Genomic DNA, 18576 nt, shown 5'->3' on the forward strand with positions numbered 1-18576 from the left:
GGTGCTTCCTTCCGTTCGGCAAGTGGTGCGGCTGCGGAAAACTGACCCTCAAACGAGGATCAGTAGAAGAAGTAGTAAGTCTACTGTTTAGCTTCTCCGGAGGCGGGGAACCTAGCCTGTATGGCAATCTCTTGGCGCCACCAGCTCAAGGCCGTCCTGTTCGACCGAGACGGGACGCTGGTCCTTGATGTGCCCTACAACAACGAACCGGATTTGGTCCGCCCATCACCCGGTGCCCTGGCCGCTGTTTCCCGCCTGCGGAAATCGGGCCTGTTCACGGGTGTAGTCACCAACCAGTCGGGAATTGCGAAGGGCCTGTTGACCGTGCATCAGATGCACTCCGTGAATCTCCGGGTGGAGTCGTTGCTGGGCCCCTTCGATGTCTGGGAATACTGTCCGCACGGGCCAGAGGACGCCTGCCGTTGCCGTAAGCCACAACCCGGAATGCTGCTGTCGGCCTGCAATCACCTTGGCATCCAACCGGAGCAGGCCGTCTTTGTAGGAGACATCGGCTCCGACATGGAGGCTGCTGCCGCAGCAGGAGTCCGCGGAATCCTGGTGCCGACGCCGGTCACCCTGCCCAAAGAAATAGCAGCCGCGCCGGAGGTGGCCGCCTCTCTCGAAGAAGCCGTGGACCTGATCCTGGGAGCGGCACCGGAAGCCAAAGAGCAGGAAGCAAAGCCGATATCAGAAATGCCAGACCCGGAACTGCACGAACTGCATGGCTTGAATCGTCGTTCACTCCCATCCCCGGGGAGTGCACCGTGAGCCGGGTATTGGTGGCCCGGCTGGACAGTGTGGGCGACATGCTGCTGGCTGGCCCTGCAATCCGTGCGGTCGCTGCGGGCAGGCCCGATGGCGCCACTAGCATCACCAACAAGAACGGCCACCCAACACCAATCAGTCTGACCGGCAAAACCGGCACCAATGACGTGTTGGTGCTCTGCGGACCCCAGGGCGAAGCAGCGGCCCAGCTCCTCCCCGGTGTGACAGACGTCTATACCTGGCCGAGCCCGTGGATTATGAACCCGGCGCCGGACATCACGGCCGAATCCGTGCAGTCCCTCATCGCCTACGTCCGCAATTCCAGGATCTCCGAGGCCGTAATCCTGACGTCTTTCCACCAGTCACCGCTGCCGCTGGCCCTGCTGTTGCGGCTCGCCGGGGTGGCGAAAATTACTGCTGCTTCCACTGACTACGCCGGCAGTCTCCTGGATGTGCGGCTGAAACCCGGGGAGGACTTCCCCGAGGATCTGCCCGAGGCATTACGTGCCCTCACCATCGCTGAAGCTGCGGGTTTCCAGCTTCCCGCTGGCGATGAAGGCCTCCTTAGAGTCGTCGATCCGCCGGACGTTACAGACCTTGTGGGCGAGGGTCCCTACGTGGTGGTGCACCCCGGTGCCAGCGCACCGGCCAGGGCCTGGCCGCCGCTGCATCATGCTGCCGCCGTCGAACTTCTTGAAGGTGCCGGACACCGCGTGGTGGTGACCGGTGGCAGAGGGGAGACAGCCCTGACCGCGACGGTGGCGGGACCGGGAGCCCTTGACCTGGGCGGACGAACGGACCTGCGGACCCTGTCAGGGGTGCTGGCGGGGGCTGACGCCGTCGTGGTGGGGAACACCGGACCGGCCCACTTGGCCGCAGCGGTTGGCACCCCGGTGGCCTGCCTGTTTTCGCCCGTGGTGCCGGCTATCAAATGGGCGCCGTACGGCGTTCCGCTGGAGCTGCTGGGGGACCAGACGGCCGAATGCCGGCTGACGCGGGCGCGTTACTGCCCGGTGCCCGGCCATCCTTGCCTGGATTCAGTATCTCCTGAGCAGGTGGCCGAAGCGGTCGAACGACTGATCAGTGGAGTCAGCTCCCTGAGCACCCGGCTGAGCACCGGTCACCGGCGTGCTGCCGCAAGGCAGCGAAGAGGGAGGATTTGATGCGCATTCTGTTGTGGCATGTCCATGGTTCATGGACGGATGCCTTTGTGAGGGGCAGTCACGAGTACCTGCTTCCAGTGTTCCCGGAGGGCGGACCGTGGGGGCTCGGACGGGCCGGCCGGGACTGGCCGGCGGCCACGGAGGCGGTCCTGGCCGAGCTCGACCCGGACAGCGTTGATGTGGTGGTTTTGCAGCGACCGGAAGAAGTGGCGGAAGTGCAGCGTACCTTGGGCAGGCGCCCGGGCGTTGATCTGCCGGCCGTCTACGTTGAGCACAACACCCCGAAGGGGGACGTTCCCTCCACCCGTCATCCGTTGGCGGAGCAGCGCAGGATTCCGATAGTCCACGTCAGTTACTTTAATGATCTCTTTTGGGACTCCGGCGAGGCCCTGACAACTGTGGTGGAGCACGGCATCGCGGATCCCGGATACCTGTACACCGGCGATGACGAATCCTTGGCTGTGGTGGTGAATGAACCCGTGCGGCGGGGCAGGGTGACGGGAACTGACCTGCTGCCGCGTTTCGCTGAGACGGCCCCGCTGCAGGTGTTCGGGATGGGTGGCGACGGGTTGCCCGCCGCGGTCGGACTTTCTGCAGACCGGCTCACCATCCGTGGTGATCTGCCCACCGCCCGGCTGCACCGCGAACTGGCCGACTGCCGGGCATACCTTCACCCGCTGCGCTGGACGTCGCTGGGCCTGGCGCTCCTGGAGGCGATGCACCTGGGCATGCCAGTGCTGGCCCTGGACACTACCGAGGCGTCCAGGGCCGTGCCGCCGGAAGCCGGACTGGTCAGCAACAACATCACCGAACTGCAGCGCTGCGCCGCCCTCCTGATGAAGGATCCGGAGGAAGCCAGGCGCCGTGGCCTCGCCGCCCGCGAGGCAGCCCTGGCCAGGTACGGCCTGGCCAGGTTCCTGTCGGACTGGGACACGATCCTGGCCGACCTCGCCTCAGGCAGGGGAAGCACCAATCGGGCCAGTAACACCCGGGCCAACCCCGCGTTGTCCACCCACCCACTGTTGCTCCCTGCGGAAAGGAACATCCCATGAAAGTCGCCATGATTTCCGAACACGCGAGCCCGCTGGCAGCGTTGGGCGGGGTTGATGCGGGTGGCCAGAATGTCCATGTTGCGGCACTGGCAACGGCACTGGCACGGCGCGGCCACAGCGTGACCGTGTACACCCGCAGGGACTCGGTGGACCTGCCGGCGCGGGTGCAAGTGGGCAGGGGGGTGGAGGTTGTCCATATCGACGCCGGACCGCCCACGCATGTGCCCAAGGACGAGCTCCTGCCGTTCATCCCGGCACTCGGCGCAGGCGTGGCCGCCGATTGGGAGTCGGCTGCCTTCCAGACGGGTGGAGCTGGAGAATCAGGGCCGCCGGACGTGGTGCATGCACATTTCTGGATGTCCGGACTGGCAGCGCTGGACGCGGTCCGGCTGCAGGCCGCCGGCCGTAACGGCCGCGGCCGGACCTCCCGTACGGTATCCCGGATTCCTGTCCTGCAGACATTCCATGCTTTGGGAACCGTGAAGCGGCGGCACCAGGGCGTTCAGGACACCAGCCCGGCGGACAGGCAGTTCCTTGAACCGTCCGTGGGGCAGGCCGTGGACAGGATCATTGCCACCTGCTCCGATGAAGTGTTCGAGCTCAAGTCGATGGGGATCGCTGCGGCCAAAATCTCGGTGGCGCCCTGCGGTGTGGACCTTGACCTGTTTTCGGATCAGGGTTCCGCAGAGCAGAGGGGTCGTAAGCATCGCATTCTGTCGGTAGGCCGGCTTGTCCCCCGGAAGGGCGTGGACCTGGTGATCTCCGCATTGGCGCAGCTGGCCGAAAAGGGGCGTGACGACGTCGAACTCGTCATTGTAGGTGGCGGCGGCACTGCCGATGACCTCGCTGCAGACCCCGAGGGCCGGCGGCTGCAGGAGCTGGCTCGGGAACTGGGCGTTGGGGACCGGGTGGTTTTCCGCGGGCAGGTGTCCCGGGACGCCATGCCGGGCATCTTCCGCAGCGCCAGCGCCGTGGTGTGCACGCCATGGTACGAGCCGTTTGGCATTGTCCCGCTCGAGGCTATGGCCTGCGGGGTTCCGGTTGTGGCCGCGGCCGTCGGCGGGCTGGGGGACACTGTCCTGAACCACCGCACGGGCCTGCACGTCCCGCCCAAGGATGCGGAGGCAACCGCGGCAGCAATCGCCCGCCTGCTGGATAATCCGGAGATGGCGGCGGCTTATGGCCAGGCCGGCGAGCGCCGGGCGCGGGCGCGTTACTCCTGGGACCGGGTGGCGCAGGAGACGGAGAAGGCCTACCGGAAGGCACTGCAGGGAACGGCCGCAACGGAGTACGCATCGATGCAGGAGGTGGCGCTGTGAGTACGCAGGCTGTAGTTCCAACCGGCACCGGTACTCCCGGCGGTACTTCTGGTGCCGCGACCGCCGTCGGGCTCGTTTCAGCCCACCTGGACAACGTGCTCCCGGCCCTTGAATCACTTCGGGAACAGACCGGAACGCTGGCGGGATGGGGCGTTGAGCTGGCTCAGCGGCTGCTGGCCGGACAGCGGCTCCTGGCCGCGGGAAACGGCGGTTCAGCCGCAGAGGCCCAGCACCTTACCGCGGAGCTGGTAGGGCGGTTTGACGGCGAGCGCATCCCGTTTTCCGCAATATCCCTGCATGCGGAGAGTTCGGCGCTGACGGCGATCGGCAACGATTACGGCTATGAGGAAGTGTTTGCCCGCCAGGTCCGGGCCCATGGGCGTGCCGGTGACGTGCTGCTGCTCCTGTCCACCAGCGGCAAGAGTCCTAACCTGCTGCGCGCCGCCGAATCCGCCCGCCGGGTAGGGGTTACCACGTGGGCCCTGACCGGTTCGGGGCCGAATCCGCTGGCTGCGGCCTGTGACGAATCCGTATGTGTCAGCGGCATCGCGGCCAACGCGCAGGAAGGCCACCTCATCGCCATCCATGCGGTGTGCCGGGCTTTCGATGCTGAAGTGGCGCGCCGCGGATCCCGGCAGGTTCCGGTGCATCGGACCCCGGCCCGGATCCCCCTCCGGACCGTGGTGAAAGGAGGGCGGGCATGAGGATTGTAGTTGTGGGTGATGTCCTGCTGGATGTAGACATCAAGGGGGAGGCCACCCGCCTTTGCCCGGATGCGCCAGTGCCGGTGGTGGACGTTTCCAGTACCCGGCGCCGGGCAGGCGGGGCCGGGCTGGTGGCCCGGATGCTGCTGGAGGACGGCCATGCCGTCACCTTGGTAACAGTGATGTCCGCCGACGATTCCCGGCTGCCGCTGGAACGCGCCCTCTCAGGGGTGCGGGTTGTGGCGGGCCCTTCGGGAACCAGTACGCCGGTGAAGACGCGGGTGCAGGCGGGGCAGCAGGCCGTCGTGCGTGTGGATGAAGGCTGTGCGCCTGTACCCGTCCCGGCCGTGACCCCGGCGATGCTGGCTGCGATCAGGCAGGCCGGAGCGATCGTCGTCGCGGATTACGGCCGGGGGCTGGCCCGGAATTCGGAGCTGCGTGAGCTGCTTGCTGAGCTGGCGGACGACGTCCCTATTGTGTGGGACCCGCATCCGTCCGGGGCCGATCCGGTGCCGGGTGTCGCGGTCGTCACCCCGAACCTTGGTGAGGCGCAGAAGTTCGCCGCTTCAGCAGGTGAGGCGGGGGCCGCCCTGAACGGCGCGCAGCCCGGCGAACTGGCCGCAGGACTGATGTGGCGTTGGGCCAGCAGGGCCGTGCTGGTGACTATGGGGGCGCAGGGGGCCACGCTGGTTAGCCGGCGTAATCCTGAGCCCCTGGTTCTCCCGGCACCCCGGACTGCCGTCAGCGATCCCTGTGGCGCCGGTGACCGTCTCGCCGCAAGTCTGGCAGCGCATCTGGCCGACGGGCAGTCGGTGCCGGACGCAGCGGTTCTGGCAGTCCACGAAGCGGCAGATTTCCTGGGCCGCGGCGGGGTGGGAACGCTTCCGGAGCGGCCGGCCGCCGTCGTCCTTCCTTCGGAGGCCGCGGCCCTGTCCGCCGCCGTCCGGGCAGACGGCGGGGTGGTGGTGGCGACTGGAGGCTGCTTCGACCTCCTGCACGCCGGCCACGTCCGCGCGCTCGCCGCCGCACGCCAAATGGGCGACTGCCTGGTGGTCTGCCTCAACTCGGACGCCTCGGTGCGCCAGCTCAAGGGGGACCAGCGGCCCATTATGAACCAACAGGACCGGCTGGAGCTGCTCCTGGCACTTGAGTGCGTTGACGCCGTCGAGATCTTCGAGGAGGACACCCCGGAGGCGTGCCTGGCCCGGTTCCGTCCGGATATCTGGGTCAAGGGCGGAGATTACGACGGCGAACGGTTGCCTGAGGCGGCCCTCGTCGAGAGCTGGGGTGGCCGCTGTGAAACGGTGCCGTACCACCCGGCACGCTCCACTACCGGACTGGCCGAGGCGCTCGCGAAGGTGAGCTGAGCTCCTCCCTGCTTCACTTACCCGATTTCCCCTGACGAAAGGAAACCCCATGAACCAGCCTTCTCCAACTTTCACCGCCAACCCGGGCCGCGTTCTCGTGACGGGCGGCGGGTCCGGGCTTGGCGCCGCCGTCGTCCACGCCGTGATTCAGGCAGGCGGAACGCCCGTGGTGCTGGACCGGGATATCAGCGCGGTTGCCGAGGCAAAAGCGTACGAGGTGGATGTCTCTGATCGGGCGGCTGTGGAAGCAGCCGTCCGTGAGGCGGCAGAGACCTTGGGCGGATTGGACGCCGTGGTGACCGCTGCGGGGATTGACCGTTGCGGAAAGCTGGCGGACGTGGACGCCGGTGAGTGGGAGCGGGTGATCGGCGTGAACCTGATGGGTACGGTGTCCGTGGTTCGCGCGGCGTTGCCATACCTGGTGGAAACCCACGGCCGGGTGATTACCGTGGCCTCTACGCTGGGCAAGAGGGCTGTTGCGGATGCCACAGCGTACTGCGCGTCCAAGTTCGGGGTGGTCGGCTTCAGTCACGCGCTCGCCGCGGAAACCGGCGGATCAATCGGTGTCACCACCATGATTCCGGGCGGCATGAAGACGCGCTTCTTCGACGACCGCACCGAGCAGTATAAGCCTCAGGACGACTCCCGGCTCAACGATCCCGAAAACGTGGCGCAGGCGATCCTGTTTGCGCTGTCCCAGCCGAAGGGTTGCGAAGTACGGGAGATGCTGATCTGCCACGAAGAGGAAGGCTCCTGGCCGTAAATCCCTTTAGTCTTCGCTCAGTCCAGCTGAGTGAGGATGACGGGACCGGATTCTGTGACGGCGACGGTGTGTTCGTGGTGCGCCGTCCGGCCGCCGTTGGCGCTGCGCAGCGTCCAGCCGTCAGGATCCACAATGAGTTCGCTGGTGCCGTCCATCACCCAGGGCTCAATGGCCAGGAGAAGGCCGGGGCGCAGCTTATAGCCCCGGCCCGGAAGTCCCTTGTTGGCGATGTGCGGATCCTGGTGCATGGTGCTGCCCACCCCATGGCCGCCAAATTCGGTGTTGACGTCAAAGCCGGCTCCTTCCAGGACTGAGCCGATCGCGTATGAGATGTCGCCAATTCGTGCTCCGGGCCGGACTGCCCCAATCCCCGCGGCCAGCGCCCGTTGGGTGGCGTCGATCATGCGACGGTCCTCGTCCCTGGCCATATCTCCCACGGTGAAGCTGATGGCGGCGTCGGTGACCCAGCCATTGAGGCTGGCCGCGAAGTCGAGCGTGAGCAGGTCCCCGTCCTTCAGCACGTAGTCGTGGGGGAGACCGTGGAGCACGGCATCGTTCACGGACGTGCAGATGACTTTCCCGAACGGTCCACGGCCGAACGACGGCGCATAGTCCACATAGCAGGAGCGGGCCCCGGCTTCCTCGATCATGGACGCTGCCCAGGCGTTCAGGTGCAGCAGGTTGACGCCGGGCTTGGCTTTCTTCCTGAGCTCGGCGAGTGTCCGTGCCACAAACTGGCCTGAAGGGCGCGCGGCTTTCACTTCCCGGGGCGTAAGTACTTCGATCACAGTCATCCTCCGTTATAGATATACCGGTATTACTATAACGGTATTACTATTGGGGGATGGTTAGAATCCCCCTGAGTCCTGAAGAGATCCACCGAGGCAAGCTCTTGGGCGAAGTGCTCCGCGAAGCAAGGGGGGATCGCACCTTGGGCCAAGTGGCTTTGAGCGCCGGCGTTTCCCCGGAAACCCTCCGGAAAATTGAGACTGGACGGATTGCCACGCCGTCCTTCGGGATCGTCGCCGTACTTGCTGACGAGTTGGGGTTGTCTCTCGACTCCGTCTGGACGCAGCTTCAGAGCCCGTCTGTGGAACCGCTCGAGGAAGCGTCCTAGGGCTGTCTTTTCGCTAGAGTTGCCGGCAGGCTGGGATCAGGGCTGCCCCCAGAAGGCGTCCTCCGCTTGGCCGTCGGCTGAGAAGAGCCGGACCCCCACGATTTTTCCTTCGCGGACCGTGAGGAGGTCCACGCCGGGCATATCCATGGAAGCATCCGCCCGGTTGCCGGAGAACTGAACCGGCACCGCCACGAGCTCGCCGTTGACCATTATCGGCCCGGTGACCGCGAGCTGGAAGGTGCCCTGGCTCGTTTCCATCATTCCGCCCAGCAGTGCGCCCACGCCGTCGAGGCCCTGGTGATCACCGGAGAAGCGGTTCAGGCCCGGCTGGTGCCATTCGACGTCGGGGCTGATCAGCGCCATTGCCGAAGGGACGTCTCCGCGGCCGAGTGCGTCGAAATAGGAAGTGGCTACTGCGGCAGGTGTTTGGACAGTCATGGTGATCTCCTTGTTTGGTGGGTATGTATTCATGGTTACATTTGGTAACCTGTTACCTCAACGTAACTAAGGAGGCTGTGCGGTGAGCACGCCCGTTTGGAACGTCATGTTGGCTACCTGCCCCTCCCGGACTTCCCTGGCGAAGATCGCCAACAAGTGGACCGCCATGATCGTCATAGCCCTCAGTGATGGCTCACTGAGGTTCGGTGAACTGCGCGACGCCGTTGCGGGCATCAGCGGAAAAGTTCTCGCGGACACCCTGCGGGATTTGGAGCGTGACGGCATCATTAGCCGGACCGCTTACGATCAGATGCCGCCACGCGTTGAATACGAACTGACCCCTCTTGGGCAAACGCTGCGTGAACCCCTGACGGCGCTGGGCCGTTGGGCCGAGCAGTACATCGAGGAAGTCCTGCGGGCCCGGGACTCCTATGACGACAGGACAAGCCCGGCTGCCCTGGCCTAGGCGGACATGTTGTAGTGGTCAGCCAGCAGTTCAACTGTGCGGGCCTGCGCGGTACGGGCGTGACCCTGCACCACCAGCATTACCTCATCAACTCGGGTCTGGCTGTGAAGTTCTTCCAACCCCTGCGCTACCTCAGCTGCCGTGCCATGGATGACCCGATCGGTGTACTCATCAATTACCTGCCGCTCCTGGGGTGTGCCTTGGAAAGCTGCCACATCTTCAGGCGGAAAGATCGAAAAAGTCTTGCGCTGGAACATCCTCAGCATTGCCAGCGCCGTGGACGAGGATTGGCGCCGCGCCTCCGCCGCGTCATCATCCGCGACAACTCCAACGCTCACCAGGCTGTAGGGCTGGTCCAGGAACTGGGAGGGCTGAAAATTCTCGCGGTAGATGCGCATGGCACCCAGGACATCCGCGCTGCCAAACTGCAGGGCGAAGGCGTAGGGCCGGCCCAAGCTTGCCGCGAGATGCGCCGAATATGTGGAGGATCCCAAGATCCAAATGTCAGCGGGTGAACCGGTGTGCGACACTCGGTTCTGCTCCGCCTGCCAGGGGCCGGGTACAGCCGGCACCCCACGGTAGGGGTGGCTGTCTGGAAAGTCGTTCTCCAAAAAACCCAGTAATTCCTCTACTTGTCCGGGGAAGTCATCATTTGCCCCATGGTGGCGTCGCAGGGCGGATGCCGTTGCGCCGTCAGTCCCAGGAGCCCTGCCCAGGCCTAGATCGATTCGTCCCGGGGCCAATTCGCCCAGCAGGCCGATTTGCTCGGCAACTACGAGTGGGACGTGATTGGGCAGCATGATTCCGCCAGCGCCGAGCCTGATATTCCGGGTCTCGCCGATGAGGCGGGCCACCATCAGCTGAGGGGACGGGATGGAGGCCCCGGGCATGGCGTGATGCTCCGACATCCAAAACCGCTGGTATCCGCGTTGATCGGCCAGTCGGGCGAGCCCGATGACATCTTTGAGGACGTCGCGGGCCGAATAGCCGACCCCCGTAAGGGCGTTATCTAGCACCGATAGGACGAACGGTGCTGTGCCGGAATTGTGCGGACGAATCATGGAATTACCTCATCTATCACGGTGTATGAATGTTTTTAGCGTGATTATTACCGTAGATGGTTATCACGTTAAATTGCAACTGATACCGTGATTGCATGACTTTGGTTCCGCTCCCCAGCGCTCCGGGAACACCCGAGCACTTGTGTCTGGCGCTTGCCAACAGCATCGTCACGCTTCCAGGCGGGCGGCGGGTGGATGAGCTCGACACACCTGCTAACGCCACGGCATGGCTGGTCAATCATGATCTGGCCCCGCAGGGAACGGGGCTGCTGGAATACTGCCAGCTTCAACTCGCCGACCTCAGGCGAAAGCTCCGGGCGGTGCTGACGGCACATGCCGAGGGCGTGGCCCCGGACTCTGGGTCGCTGGAGGGGCTCAATCGCGCCCTTTCGGCCGTGCCCAGTGCCGCGTTACTGCAATATGTGCCCGGTGGCGGCATGAGCCGTGTTGCCAATCATCCGTTGACCCGGATAGTCGACCATGCCATGGCGCAGATCGCAGAAGATGCAGCTGCGCTTTTGACGGGTCCTGATGCTGACCGGGTCGCGAGATGTGCGTCTGCGCCTTGTGACAGGTTTATGGTCCGGACGCATGGAAGGCGTCAGTGGTGCTCCAGCCGGTGTGGTGCCAGGCATCGGGCCAGCCGTGCGTATGCCCGTAAGCAGGAGGCTGGCTCGCAGGCGGGCTGACTCTTGCGCCTGGGCTTCCGATCGGATCAGGTGGCGGGACCAGACTCCAGCCGCGCGTCGAAGCGGCGTCGATAGTCCGTCGGCGTGGTGGAGAACGCGGCTGCGAAGTTTTGCCGGAGCGTCACGGCACTTCCAAACCCGCAATCAACAGCGACCTGATCAACGGACAGGTCTGTTGTTTCCAGGAGCCTCCTGGCAGCATCCAGCCTCCGGGTTCGAATCCAGGCAGACGGCGTCGTTCCCGTTGAAGCCCGGAATGCTCGGATAAACGTTCTGCGGCTCATGTGGGCCTGGGCGGCGAGATGATCGATATTCAGGGGTTCGCCCAGCCGGGCCAGCGCCCATTCGAGCAGGCGGGCAATCGGATCCTCCGTGGAACGCGCGGGAACCGGGTGCTCGATGTACTGCGCCTGTCCGCCCTCCCGGTGCGGGGCGATCACCAGGCTGCGCGCCACCTGGTTCGCCGCGTCCGCGCCAAGGCGGGACCTGACAACATGCAGACAGGCATCCAGCCCGGATGCGGTGCCGGCGGAGGTCAAAACATCACCGTGGTCAATGTAGAGCACTGTCTGATCGAGTGAGACGTCGGGGTGCCTGGAGGCGAGGGTGTTGAACGCCTGCCAGTGCGTCACGGCAGAGCGTCCGGTGAGCAGGCCGGCGTCGGCAACGGGAATGGCACCCAGGCAAAGCCCCACGATCGCCGCTTCGCGTTCGTGTGCCTGCTGCAGTGCTCCGCGCAGGGTTTCACTGGGCTGCCGGCCGTCATCAAACCAGGAAGGCACCACCACAACATCAGCGTCTGCCGCCGCTTCAGGGCCCTGGATTCCTCCCAGTTGATAGCCCTCGCTGGTGCGGATGCTGCCTGCGTGGTCGGAGAATAAGGCCGTATCCCACGTCGCCAGGCCCTGGCGTGTGACCTCGCGGAACACCATCTGCGGGACGGAGAGGTGAAACATCGTTACGTCGTCGAAGGCGTACACAGCAATTCGCATTCGGGTCTCATTTCCTTATTGGCGCAAATCAATCGTATCAAGGCATTCGTGCCACTGGTGGCAGATGTGTGAACGGCGAATGATGGAAGGGAGCCATCAGGCAGAGAACCCGAACCATTCAGGAGAGTAATAACCAATGAGCACACCGCGCCGCGCCCTTGTCCTGGTTGATATCCAGCAGCAGTATTTCGCAGGTCCCCTTGAGATCCAGTACCCACACCACAAGGAATCCCTGCCGATGATCGGGCGAGCCATCGACGCCGCCACTGCCGCAGGCCTTCCCGTCGTGGCAGTACAGCACACAGCAGGAGAGAACGCGCCGGTCTTCGCGCCCGGCACGCCGGAGTTCGAGCTGCACCCCGACGTCGAACGCCGCAGGACCGCCGAGTGGATGAGCCTCGTTAAGCAGTACGGTTCCGTCTACGCGGGCACTGGCCTTGCCGGTTGGCTGCGGGAGCACGACGTCGACACCGTCACCCTCGTGGGCTACATGACCAATAACTGCATTCTGGCATCGTCGGTTGAGGCGGAGTTCCTCGGCTTTTCCACCGAGGTCCTCTCGGACGCCACCGGGGCCATCAATATTGGCAACGACGCGGGTTTCGCGGATGCAAAAACAGTCCACACCACACTAATGGCGTTGCTGAACTCCAACTGGGCAGCCGTTGACACCACCGACGCCTGGATCGATGCCATTGAATCGCAGCATGCTCTGGTGAAGAGCGACCTGGGCAGCTCGGCCATGGCCGGGGCTGCACGCCTGGCATGAAATGGATCCTTTTGGGCGGCGCGATCATCAGCGAGGTGGGCGCATCGCTCTCCCTGAAAGCTGCGCTGGTTGAGCCCTCGTTCTTCATCATCGTCGTTGCCGGATACGCCGCGTCCTTTATCTTTCTAGCGGGGGTCCTCCGTGCCGGGATGGCACTCGGAGTCGCCTACGGAATTTGGGCTGCACTCGGGGTCATCCTTACCGTGTTGCTGGCCGCAGCCATCTTCAGGGAACCGTTGACGCCGATGATGCTTGTGGGTGTCTCGCTGGTGATCGGCGGCGTGCTGTGCGTTGAACTCGGGTCGCCAAAACACGCCAAAACCGAGGTTGCGGCATGATGTGGCTGCTGCTCGCCACGGCAATCCTGGTCGAGGTGAGCGCCACCCTTTGCCTCCGAGTGGCCGTCCAAGGGAGAAGGCTCTGGTACATAGGTGTCGGCGCCGGATACCTGCTTGCCTTCACTCTGCTGAGCCTCACGCTGGAGCAAGGGATGAGTCTGGGAGTCGCTTACGGAACCTGGGCAGCTGCCGGCGTGGCTCTTACGGCGGTGGCAAGCCGCGTTTTCTTCAAGGAGCATCTGACGCCGGTAATGATGGTTGGCCTGGGCCTCATCATTACCGGCGTGCTGCTCATTGAATTAAGCGCGGGCCACTAGCAGGATTGTTACCGCCGCTGCCCGATCAGTCTCCTGCCGCCGATCGCACCACGCACCATTCGTTGCCTTCCGGATCCTGGAGTACCTGGAACGTGCCGACACTGTCCCTGTGAATCGTGCCGGTCCGGACGGCTCCGAGCGCCTCGGCGGCAGCGGTGGCTGCCGGTATGTCTTCAACATGGACATCGATATGGAGACGGTTCTTCCCTTGCTTATGCTCGGGTACCCGCTGGAATGCCAGACGTGTCCATCCCGGGGGATCAACGTAGGACCAGGCGTCGCTTCGGTGCACGGGTTCGCCACCCAGGATCGAGGCCCAGAACGCTGCAAGTGCCGCCGGGTTTTGGCAATCCACCACTACTTCATCCACTCGTCCAATCATTGTCCGAGACTACAGCTGAGCCGTGGTCCTGCGATGGATGGGTTTGAGCCAGCGTAGTCTGGCAGCATGCCCCGCCAGACGCACGATGCCACACGGTCACCTGCAGTCGCGGCTTCCGTCGTCATTCTGGGCTTGCTGGCCCTTTGGATGGCGCAGCCAGTCCTGCCCGGTTGGGGATGTGCTGCTAGTTTTCCGGGAATTTGCCCTCCGCATTTGCTGCCAGTTCGTGCATCGGTGATAAGCGCAGGCGTTCTCTTCGCACTGTTCGTTACTGTCATCGTCGGACTTCTGCTGCGACCCCGGGCAAGCGGCTGGCTGGGCACGATGTCCCGGAGTGCCGTCTTCGCCGTGCCGGTAATCCTGGTCCTGACCGTCGTCGCGCACTTCGTGATACCGCAGCCCTGACTCCGCCTCAGACCCTCGCTGCCAGCAGCTCAACCACATCCGCGTAGACGTCCTTCACGGTCACCGAGCCCACCACTGACTCGTCGTGTGGGCAGCGCGGCGCGGTCCAGTCCACTTGGCTGAGGTCTGAGCCGCACACCCCGCATTGCGTCTGCCATGAAATGTGGATCCGGTGCAACGCCCGGCCCAGCGCGCCGGCGTTGGTGACGTTCCCGGCCCAGTAAATGCCGATGGTGGGCGTCCCCAGGAACTGTGCGAGGTGCCTGGGGCCGCTGTCGTTCGCCACCATCACGTCGCTGGCGGCGAGCAATGCCGCGAGTTGGCCCAGCCCCAGCCGGTCCGCCAGCGACTCCACCATGACCGCCCGCCCGGGCGCTGCCAGCTGCCGTGCCTAGGCAGCCGTCGTCGGCCGCTTTTGCGGCAAGTTCGCCGAAAGAGTCCGCGGACCACCGCCGCGCTGGCGCAGGAGCTGGATCTCTCCCTCGACCACGTTTGGAGCCGGCTCCAAAGCCCAGGCATGGAAGCACTTGAGGAAGCGTCGTAGCGCGAATCTGGATGCCGGCACAGTTCCTCACGCTGCCCCGCCGGAGCGTTGCCGGCGCAGGGTGAGCCTGCCTTGGCTGACGAGGACGGCCAGAACCACGACGATTCCGCCAGCGATCTCATTCCAGTGAATCTGCTCCTGCAGGACCAGGATCCCGAGGATCACGCCTCCGAGAGGCGTCAGATAAGTGACGGTTGAGGCGACGGTCGCACCCCAGGCATTGATGACGTTGGTGTACCAGACGTAAGCGATGCCGGTACCGACCGCACCGAGAAGGACGATGCTGACCACTATCGCAGGTGAAAGGATGGCCGGGTCGCGGCCGATGAAGGGTGCAAGGGCGGCGATCACGAGTGCGCCGGCGCCGATCTGACTGGCGGCGACTGTCGTGGAATCGTAGCTGTGAGACCTGAAGAACCGGCGGGTGTAGGTAAATCCCAGCCCGTAGCAGGTGGTCCCTCCCAAGCATGCCAGTTGCGCAAGGATGTTTGCTTCCTGCAGGTCTGCCAGTAGTCGCCACGGTCCGAGGACGAGCGTGATTCCCCCGGCTGCTGTGACCATCGCGGTGGTTTTGATTTTGGTGAGTCGTTCCTCAGGCAGGACCGCCAGGGCGATGATCATCGTTGCGATCGGGGTTGTCGCGTTGAAGATGCTCGAAAGCCCGGATGGCAGGTATTGAGCCGCCCATGAGAAAAGGAGGAACGGGGCGACGCACATCAGGATCCCGATGGCGAACAGGTGTAACCAGGTAATGGTGCCTGTCGGCCACCGGCGGCGCGTGATAGTCATGATGACCGCCAACAGAAGCGCCCCTCCCATCAGCCGGCCGAGGACGACCTGAGCGGGTGAGAGTCCCTCGATTGCGATCTTGATGAACAGGAAGCTCGCTCCCCAGACAACTGCCGCGGCGATGTACTGTGCTCCGATGGATAGTGATGCCTTTGCTGGTTTTTCCGTGCCGATTGTCATGTGCGCTCCTAGCCTCTTCCAGTAGCGTGCTTGTTGGGGGCAGTATGAGTCCAATGCATCCACACCATCCGGGACATGAGGTAATTGAATGAAGGTGACTTTGAAGCAGTTGGCGGTCCTCACGGCGGTGGTGGAGCAGAGCGGGTTCGGGGCAGCAGCCGAGGCGCTTGGCGTCGATCAGTCGTCGGTGTCACACAGCGTTGCAGCACTGGAGAGAACAGCAGGTGCTCCGCTGGTGAACCGCTCTGCTCCGCTTCGACCGACCGAGTTCGGGAGCGCGCTGTTACCGCACGCGCGCACCGCGCTGGCCGCAACACGTGCCATCGAGTCCCTGATCAGCGAGCATCGCCAAAGCAGGCCCTCAGGAACCGTGAAGATCGCCGCGTCCCCTACTGCGTCGCACCGCATGCTGCCCAGACTGCTGAATCATTGGATACAAGCGTTCCCGGATGTCGACGTGCGGGTCTTTGAAGGTGGCGATGACGAACTGGAAGATTGGCTCAGCAGCGGAGTGGTGGATTGTGCCATCCTCATCGATCCTGATCCCATGCCGGCCGGCGGCGTGGAACTGGTGAAGGACAGGTTTCAGGCTGTCCTCCGCGAGGATCACCCTTTCAGCTCCCTGGCGCAGGTGGGGCTGCCCGAGCTGCTCGAGGAGCCGCTGTTGGTGTCCTCAGGCGGGTGTGAACGCCAAATCAGAGAACTTCATGCGCTCAGCGGAGTCCGCTACAACCCTGCACAGCGGGTGCGTGAGCTTTCGACCCTCTTGAGCATGGTGGAGAGCCATATAGGGGTGGCGATTATGCCATCGCTTGCGTCCTCAATGCTCCCCAGCACCCTCGTGATGGTGGACATCGACCCGTGCCTCGAGCGTCGGCTCGTTTTCACCGGTCCATCCGACCGGCCTTGGCACCCGCAGGTTAAACGCCTGCTCGGGCTGATTGGGAGCGTGGCAACAGACTGACATCCTATCCAGGACCGGAGCGGTCGTTATGGACGGGACCTGGCTTGCCGCTCGCGGGGTAACTGGGACCGCAGGATGAAGGAGTGCGTAGGGGTGGGTACTCCCACCAGTTCGGCGCGGGCAACAATTGCCCCGTTTTGATCGGCCAGCTCTGACGGCAGCCCGGCGGCGAGGTCCCGCTGCATGGACGAGGTCGTGGATGGGTCGAACGTGTCGGTATACACAGAGAACACCTCCTCAATATCCTCAGGGGAAAATTCCACGCCACAGGCATGAGCAACCGAGGCGCACTCGGTAATGCCTTCCAAAACCATGGACCGGGTTTCGGGGTGGGCCCGAGTCACGCCTACAGGGACACCGGATACGGCACCCACTCCGCCATAAGAGGCAATGAGGGCGATTTTCTTCCATAGCGCCCGGTGCACGTCTTGGACAAGGGTGGCGGTCACGGAGCTGTCATTGAGGGCGCCCACTACCTGCTCGGCGATGCCACTGCCGGCGCCGACTGCATCGAAGAGCCCTGCGGCGAGGCTCGCCTCGCCGCCCACCAGTTCAACAGCCAGCGGGGCGGTACGCTTGACGATCACCACGCACGTTGTTGCAATTACAGGACAGTCAGGGAAGATGCGTCGGGCAACCTCGGGGGCGTCAACGCCGTTTTGGAGAGTCACCAAAGTCGTTCGATCATCGATCTTTCCCCGCAGGTCCTCCAGCGCCTCTTTGACCTGCCAGGCCTTGGTGGCGATCAGTACCGCGTCGACGTCCAGCTGGCGGCTCACTTCTGAGATGACGCGCACCCCTGTTACGGATTCCTGCCGGTGTGCACTCTTTAGCTGAATTTCGGCACCCTCTGTGGCCGAACGGGATTTGAGGACCACGTCGTGCCCTGCCTGAGCCAGACGTGCGGAAAAATACAGGCCCATGGCCCCGGCGCCGTAAACAAGCGTTCTCATCCGCTCATCCTCTCACTGTGGGCGCAACGGACTTGAGCAGCTGCAAGTCCTGCCCTCCGACGTCGGCATGCAGGCGAAGTGATCACGCCCAGCGGGCGCGGCTGCGGGTGAGCCCCTGACAAGCGCCCTGCTTCCTTCGCTGGTAAGGTCCGCTACGGGTAGGGGCCGTCATGATCCGCCGTTTGTACGGCAGGAGTGCTGTGGAGGGAGCGGGTAATGCCGACGTGGATTCAGGCACTGATGTGGGGCACCGTGGCCGGAGCTGCCCTCGTCCTGGGGGCCGGCATCGCCTGGTGGTGGAAAGTCCCGCCCAGGATTGTCTCGACCGTGATGGCCTTCGGTGCCGGGGTGCTGATCTCGGCATTGGCTTTCGAACTGGTTGATGAGGCCGTTGACAGTGGGGGACTACTGCCCACCGCGGCGGGTTTCCTGGCAGGGGCCCTGATCTTTGTCGGCTCCAACGCTCTCCTGTCCCGCGCAGGAGCCAAGCACCGGAAACGGTCAGGGCAGAAGCATCCGTCCGAGAAGGACTCACCCGGCAGTGGAACCGCGATCGCCATCGGAGCGCTCATCGACGGGATCCCCGAATCCGTTGTTCTCGGGGTGGGGCTGCTCGCCTCGGGGACCGTCAGCCCGGCTATGCTCGCCGCCGTCTTCATCTCAAACGTCCCCGAAGGTCTCTCCAGCACGGCCGGGATGAAGCGGGCCGGCAGGAGCGCAGGCTACGTCTTCGGTGTATGGACGGCGATCGCCGTATTCTCCGGGCTTGCCTCGCTCCTTGGCTATACGGCCCTGGAAAACGCCCCGGCTGAACTCATAGCTTTCATCACAGCCATCGCAGCAGGCGGGATCCTTGCCATGGTGGCTGACACCATGATCCCTGAAGCCTTCGAAGAGCATCACAACCTCACCGGCCTTACCGCAGCCGTGGGCTTCCTGGCCGCCTTCACCATCCACCACATAGGGGGCTGAAGGGCTCGGCCGGCCCGCGCGGCTGCGTCGAGGGCTCCTCGTGCCTGCTCATCACTCGTTGTGAAGA

General features: G+C 64.2%; 24 protein-coding genes. 16 read left to right on the plus strand and 8 right to left on the minus strand.

Annotation, left to right across the window (positions count from 1 at the left end; all coding sequences use genetic code 11):
• Nucleotides 1–120 precede the first annotated feature (120 nt).
• The 7 genes from ACWA13_RS02530 to ACWA13_RS02560 all read left to right on the plus strand — a co-directional run bounded on the left by ACWA13_RS02530 (nucleotide 121) and on the right by ACWA13_RS02560 (nucleotide 7133).
• A complete protein-coding gene (locus tag ACWA13_RS02530; protein WP_463936619.1) occupies nucleotides 121–768 on the plus strand; it encodes a D-glycero-alpha-D-manno-heptose-1,7-bisphosphate 7-phosphatase in 648 nt (215 codons plus the stop codon).
• Nucleotides 765–1928, plus strand: a complete 1164-nt coding sequence (locus tag ACWA13_RS02535) for a glycosyltransferase family 9 protein (RefSeq protein WP_463936620.1) — start codon at nucleotides 765–767, stop codon at nucleotides 1926–1928. Before ACWA13_RS02530 ends, ACWA13_RS02535 begins: the two co-directional genes overlap by 4 nt.
• Nucleotides 1928–2980, plus strand: coding sequence for a glycosyltransferase (locus ACWA13_RS02540; RefSeq protein ID WP_463936621.1), 1053 nt, complete (start codon nucleotides 1928–1930; stop codon nucleotides 2978–2980). Before ACWA13_RS02535 ends, ACWA13_RS02540 begins: the two co-directional genes overlap by 1 nt.
• The gene (locus tag ACWA13_RS02545; RefSeq protein ID WP_463936622.1) at nucleotides 2977–4299 is read left to right on the plus strand and encodes a glycosyltransferase; all 1323 of its coding nucleotides are present in this window, start codon (nucleotides 2977–2979) and stop codon (nucleotides 4297–4299) included. Before ACWA13_RS02540 ends, ACWA13_RS02545 begins: the two co-directional genes overlap by 4 nt.
• Nucleotides 4300–4385: 86 nt before the next feature.
• Nucleotides 4386–5003, plus strand: coding sequence for a D-sedoheptulose-7-phosphate isomerase (locus ACWA13_RS02550; protein ID WP_463937996.1), 618 nt, complete (start codon nucleotides 4386–4388; stop codon nucleotides 5001–5003).
• Entirely contained in the window at nucleotides 5000–6370 is a 1371-nt protein-coding gene (locus ACWA13_RS02555; RefSeq protein WP_463936623.1) for a PfkB family carbohydrate kinase, read from the plus strand. Before ACWA13_RS02550 ends, ACWA13_RS02555 begins: the two co-directional genes overlap by 4 nt.
• Before the next feature lie 49 nt (nucleotides 6371–6419).
• A complete protein-coding gene (locus tag ACWA13_RS02560) occupies nucleotides 6420–7133 on the plus strand; it encodes an SDR family oxidoreductase (RefSeq protein ID WP_463936624.1) in 714 nt (237 codons plus the stop codon).
• 17 nt (nucleotides 7134–7150) lie between these two features.
• On the opposite strand, the gene map is transcribed toward ACWA13_RS02560, so the two are convergent.
• On the minus strand, nucleotides 7151–7921 hold the full coding sequence (map, locus tag ACWA13_RS02565; protein WP_463936625.1) for a type I methionyl aminopeptidase: 771 nt from the start codon (nucleotides 7919–7921) through the stop codon (nucleotides 7151–7153).
• A 56-nt stretch (nucleotides 7922–7977) separates the two neighbouring features.
• Between map and ACWA13_RS02570 the strand changes: the two genes are divergently transcribed.
• The gene (locus ACWA13_RS02570) at nucleotides 7978–8250 is read left to right on the plus strand and encodes a helix-turn-helix domain-containing protein (protein WP_463936626.1); all 273 of its coding nucleotides are present in this window, start codon (nucleotides 7978–7980) and stop codon (nucleotides 8248–8250) included.
• A gap of 36 nt (nucleotides 8251–8286) precedes the next feature.
• Here the strand turns inward: ACWA13_RS02570 and ACWA13_RS02575 are convergent, their stop codons facing one another.
• On the minus strand, nucleotides 8287–8688 hold the full coding sequence (locus ACWA13_RS02575; protein ID WP_463936627.1) for a nuclear transport factor 2 family protein: 402 nt from the start codon (nucleotides 8686–8688) through the stop codon (nucleotides 8287–8289).
• A gap of 82 nt (nucleotides 8689–8770) precedes the next feature.
• On the opposite strand from ACWA13_RS02575, the gene ACWA13_RS02580 reads away from it, so the two are divergent.
• Nucleotides 8771–9154 (plus strand): winged helix-turn-helix transcriptional regulator, encoded by a 384-nt coding sequence (locus ACWA13_RS02580; RefSeq protein WP_463936628.1) that lies wholly within the window; start codon nucleotides 8771–8773, stop codon nucleotides 9152–9154.
• Here ACWA13_RS02580 and ACWA13_RS02585 read toward each other — a convergent pair.
• A complete protein-coding gene (locus ACWA13_RS02585; protein WP_463936629.1) occupies nucleotides 9151–10215 on the minus strand; it encodes an LLM class flavin-dependent oxidoreductase in 1065 nt (354 codons plus the stop codon). The genes ACWA13_RS02580 and ACWA13_RS02585 overlap by 4 nt on opposite strands.
• Nucleotides 10216–10310: 95 nt before the next feature.
• Here ACWA13_RS02585 and ACWA13_RS02590 point away from each other — a divergent pair, with 95 nt between their 5' ends.
• The gene (locus ACWA13_RS02590) at nucleotides 10311–10904 is read left to right on the plus strand and encodes a CGNR zinc finger domain-containing protein (RefSeq protein WP_463936630.1); all 594 of its coding nucleotides are present in this window, start codon (nucleotides 10311–10313) and stop codon (nucleotides 10902–10904) included.
• A gap of 26 nt (nucleotides 10905–10930) precedes the next feature.
• Here ACWA13_RS02590 and ACWA13_RS02595 read toward each other — a convergent pair whose 3' ends face one another.
• Entirely contained in the window at nucleotides 10931–11896 is a 966-nt protein-coding gene (locus tag ACWA13_RS02595) for a GlxA family transcriptional regulator (RefSeq protein ID WP_463936631.1), read from the minus strand.
• A gap of 136 nt (nucleotides 11897–12032) precedes the next feature.
• Between ACWA13_RS02595 and ACWA13_RS02600 the strand changes: the two genes are divergently transcribed.
• From ACWA13_RS02600 to ACWA13_RS02610, 3 genes are read left to right on the plus strand one after another with little or no spacing between them, the layout of a single operon-like run.
• Complete coding sequence (locus ACWA13_RS02600; protein WP_463936632.1) at nucleotides 12033–12665, plus strand: isochorismatase family protein; 633 nt, start codon at nucleotides 12033–12035, stop codon at nucleotides 12663–12665.
• Nucleotides 12662–13003, plus strand: a complete 342-nt coding sequence (locus ACWA13_RS02605; protein WP_463936633.1) for a DMT family transporter — start codon at nucleotides 12662–12664, stop codon at nucleotides 13001–13003. Before ACWA13_RS02600 ends, ACWA13_RS02605 begins: the two co-directional genes overlap by 4 nt.
• Complete coding sequence (locus tag ACWA13_RS02610; protein WP_463936634.1) at nucleotides 13000–13320, plus strand: DMT family transporter; 321 nt, start codon at nucleotides 13000–13002, stop codon at nucleotides 13318–13320. Before ACWA13_RS02605 ends, ACWA13_RS02610 begins: the two co-directional genes overlap by 4 nt.
• Before the next feature lie 25 nt (nucleotides 13321–13345).
• Here ACWA13_RS02610 and ACWA13_RS02615 read toward each other — a convergent pair whose 3' ends face one another.
• Nucleotides 13346–13702, minus strand: a complete 357-nt coding sequence (locus ACWA13_RS02615; protein WP_463936635.1) for a VOC family protein — start codon at nucleotides 13700–13702, stop codon at nucleotides 13346–13348.
• Nucleotides 13703–13936: 234 nt separating this feature from the next.
• Here ACWA13_RS02615 and ACWA13_RS02620 point away from each other — a divergent pair, with 234 nt between their 5' ends.
• Nucleotides 13937–14107, plus strand: coding sequence for a hypothetical protein (locus ACWA13_RS02620; RefSeq protein ID WP_463936636.1), 171 nt, complete (start codon nucleotides 13937–13939; stop codon nucleotides 14105–14107).
• A 7-nt stretch (nucleotides 14108–14114) separates the two neighbouring features.
• On the opposite strand, the gene ACWA13_RS02625 is transcribed toward ACWA13_RS02620, so the two are convergent.
• Both ACWA13_RS02625 and ACWA13_RS02630 read right to left on the minus strand, forming a co-directional pair.
• Complete coding sequence (locus tag ACWA13_RS02625) at nucleotides 14115–14465, minus strand: glycosyltransferase family 9 protein (RefSeq protein WP_463936637.1); 351 nt, start codon at nucleotides 14463–14465, stop codon at nucleotides 14115–14117.
• Between the two features lie 213 nt (nucleotides 14466–14678).
• A complete protein-coding gene (locus ACWA13_RS02630) occupies nucleotides 14679–15620 on the minus strand; it encodes a DMT family transporter (protein ID WP_463936638.1) in 942 nt (313 codons plus the stop codon).
• Between the two features lie 88 nt (nucleotides 15621–15708).
• On the opposite strand from ACWA13_RS02630, the gene ACWA13_RS02635 reads away from it, so the two are divergent.
• Nucleotides 15709–16584 carry a LysR family transcriptional regulator gene (locus ACWA13_RS02635; protein ID WP_463936639.1) on the plus strand — a complete coding sequence of 292 codons (876 nt, stop codon included), beginning with the start codon at nucleotides 15709–15711 and terminating at the stop codon, nucleotides 16582–16584.
• Between the two features lie 26 nt (nucleotides 16585–16610).
• On the opposite strand, the gene ACWA13_RS02640 is transcribed toward ACWA13_RS02635, so the two are convergent.
• On the minus strand, nucleotides 16611–17537 hold the full coding sequence (locus ACWA13_RS02640; protein WP_463936640.1) for a ketopantoate reductase family protein: 927 nt from the start codon (nucleotides 17535–17537) through the stop codon (nucleotides 16611–16613).
• Nucleotides 17538–17753: 216 nt separating this feature from the next.
• Between ACWA13_RS02640 and ACWA13_RS02645 the strand changes: the two genes are divergently transcribed.
• Nucleotides 17754–18509, plus strand: a complete 756-nt coding sequence (locus ACWA13_RS02645) for a ZIP family metal transporter (protein ID WP_463936641.1) — start codon at nucleotides 17754–17756, stop codon at nucleotides 18507–18509.
• Nucleotides 18510–18576: the final 67 nt, after the last annotated feature.

It is taken from the genome of Pseudarthrobacter sp. TRD_SC_9, assembly GCF_055361265.1.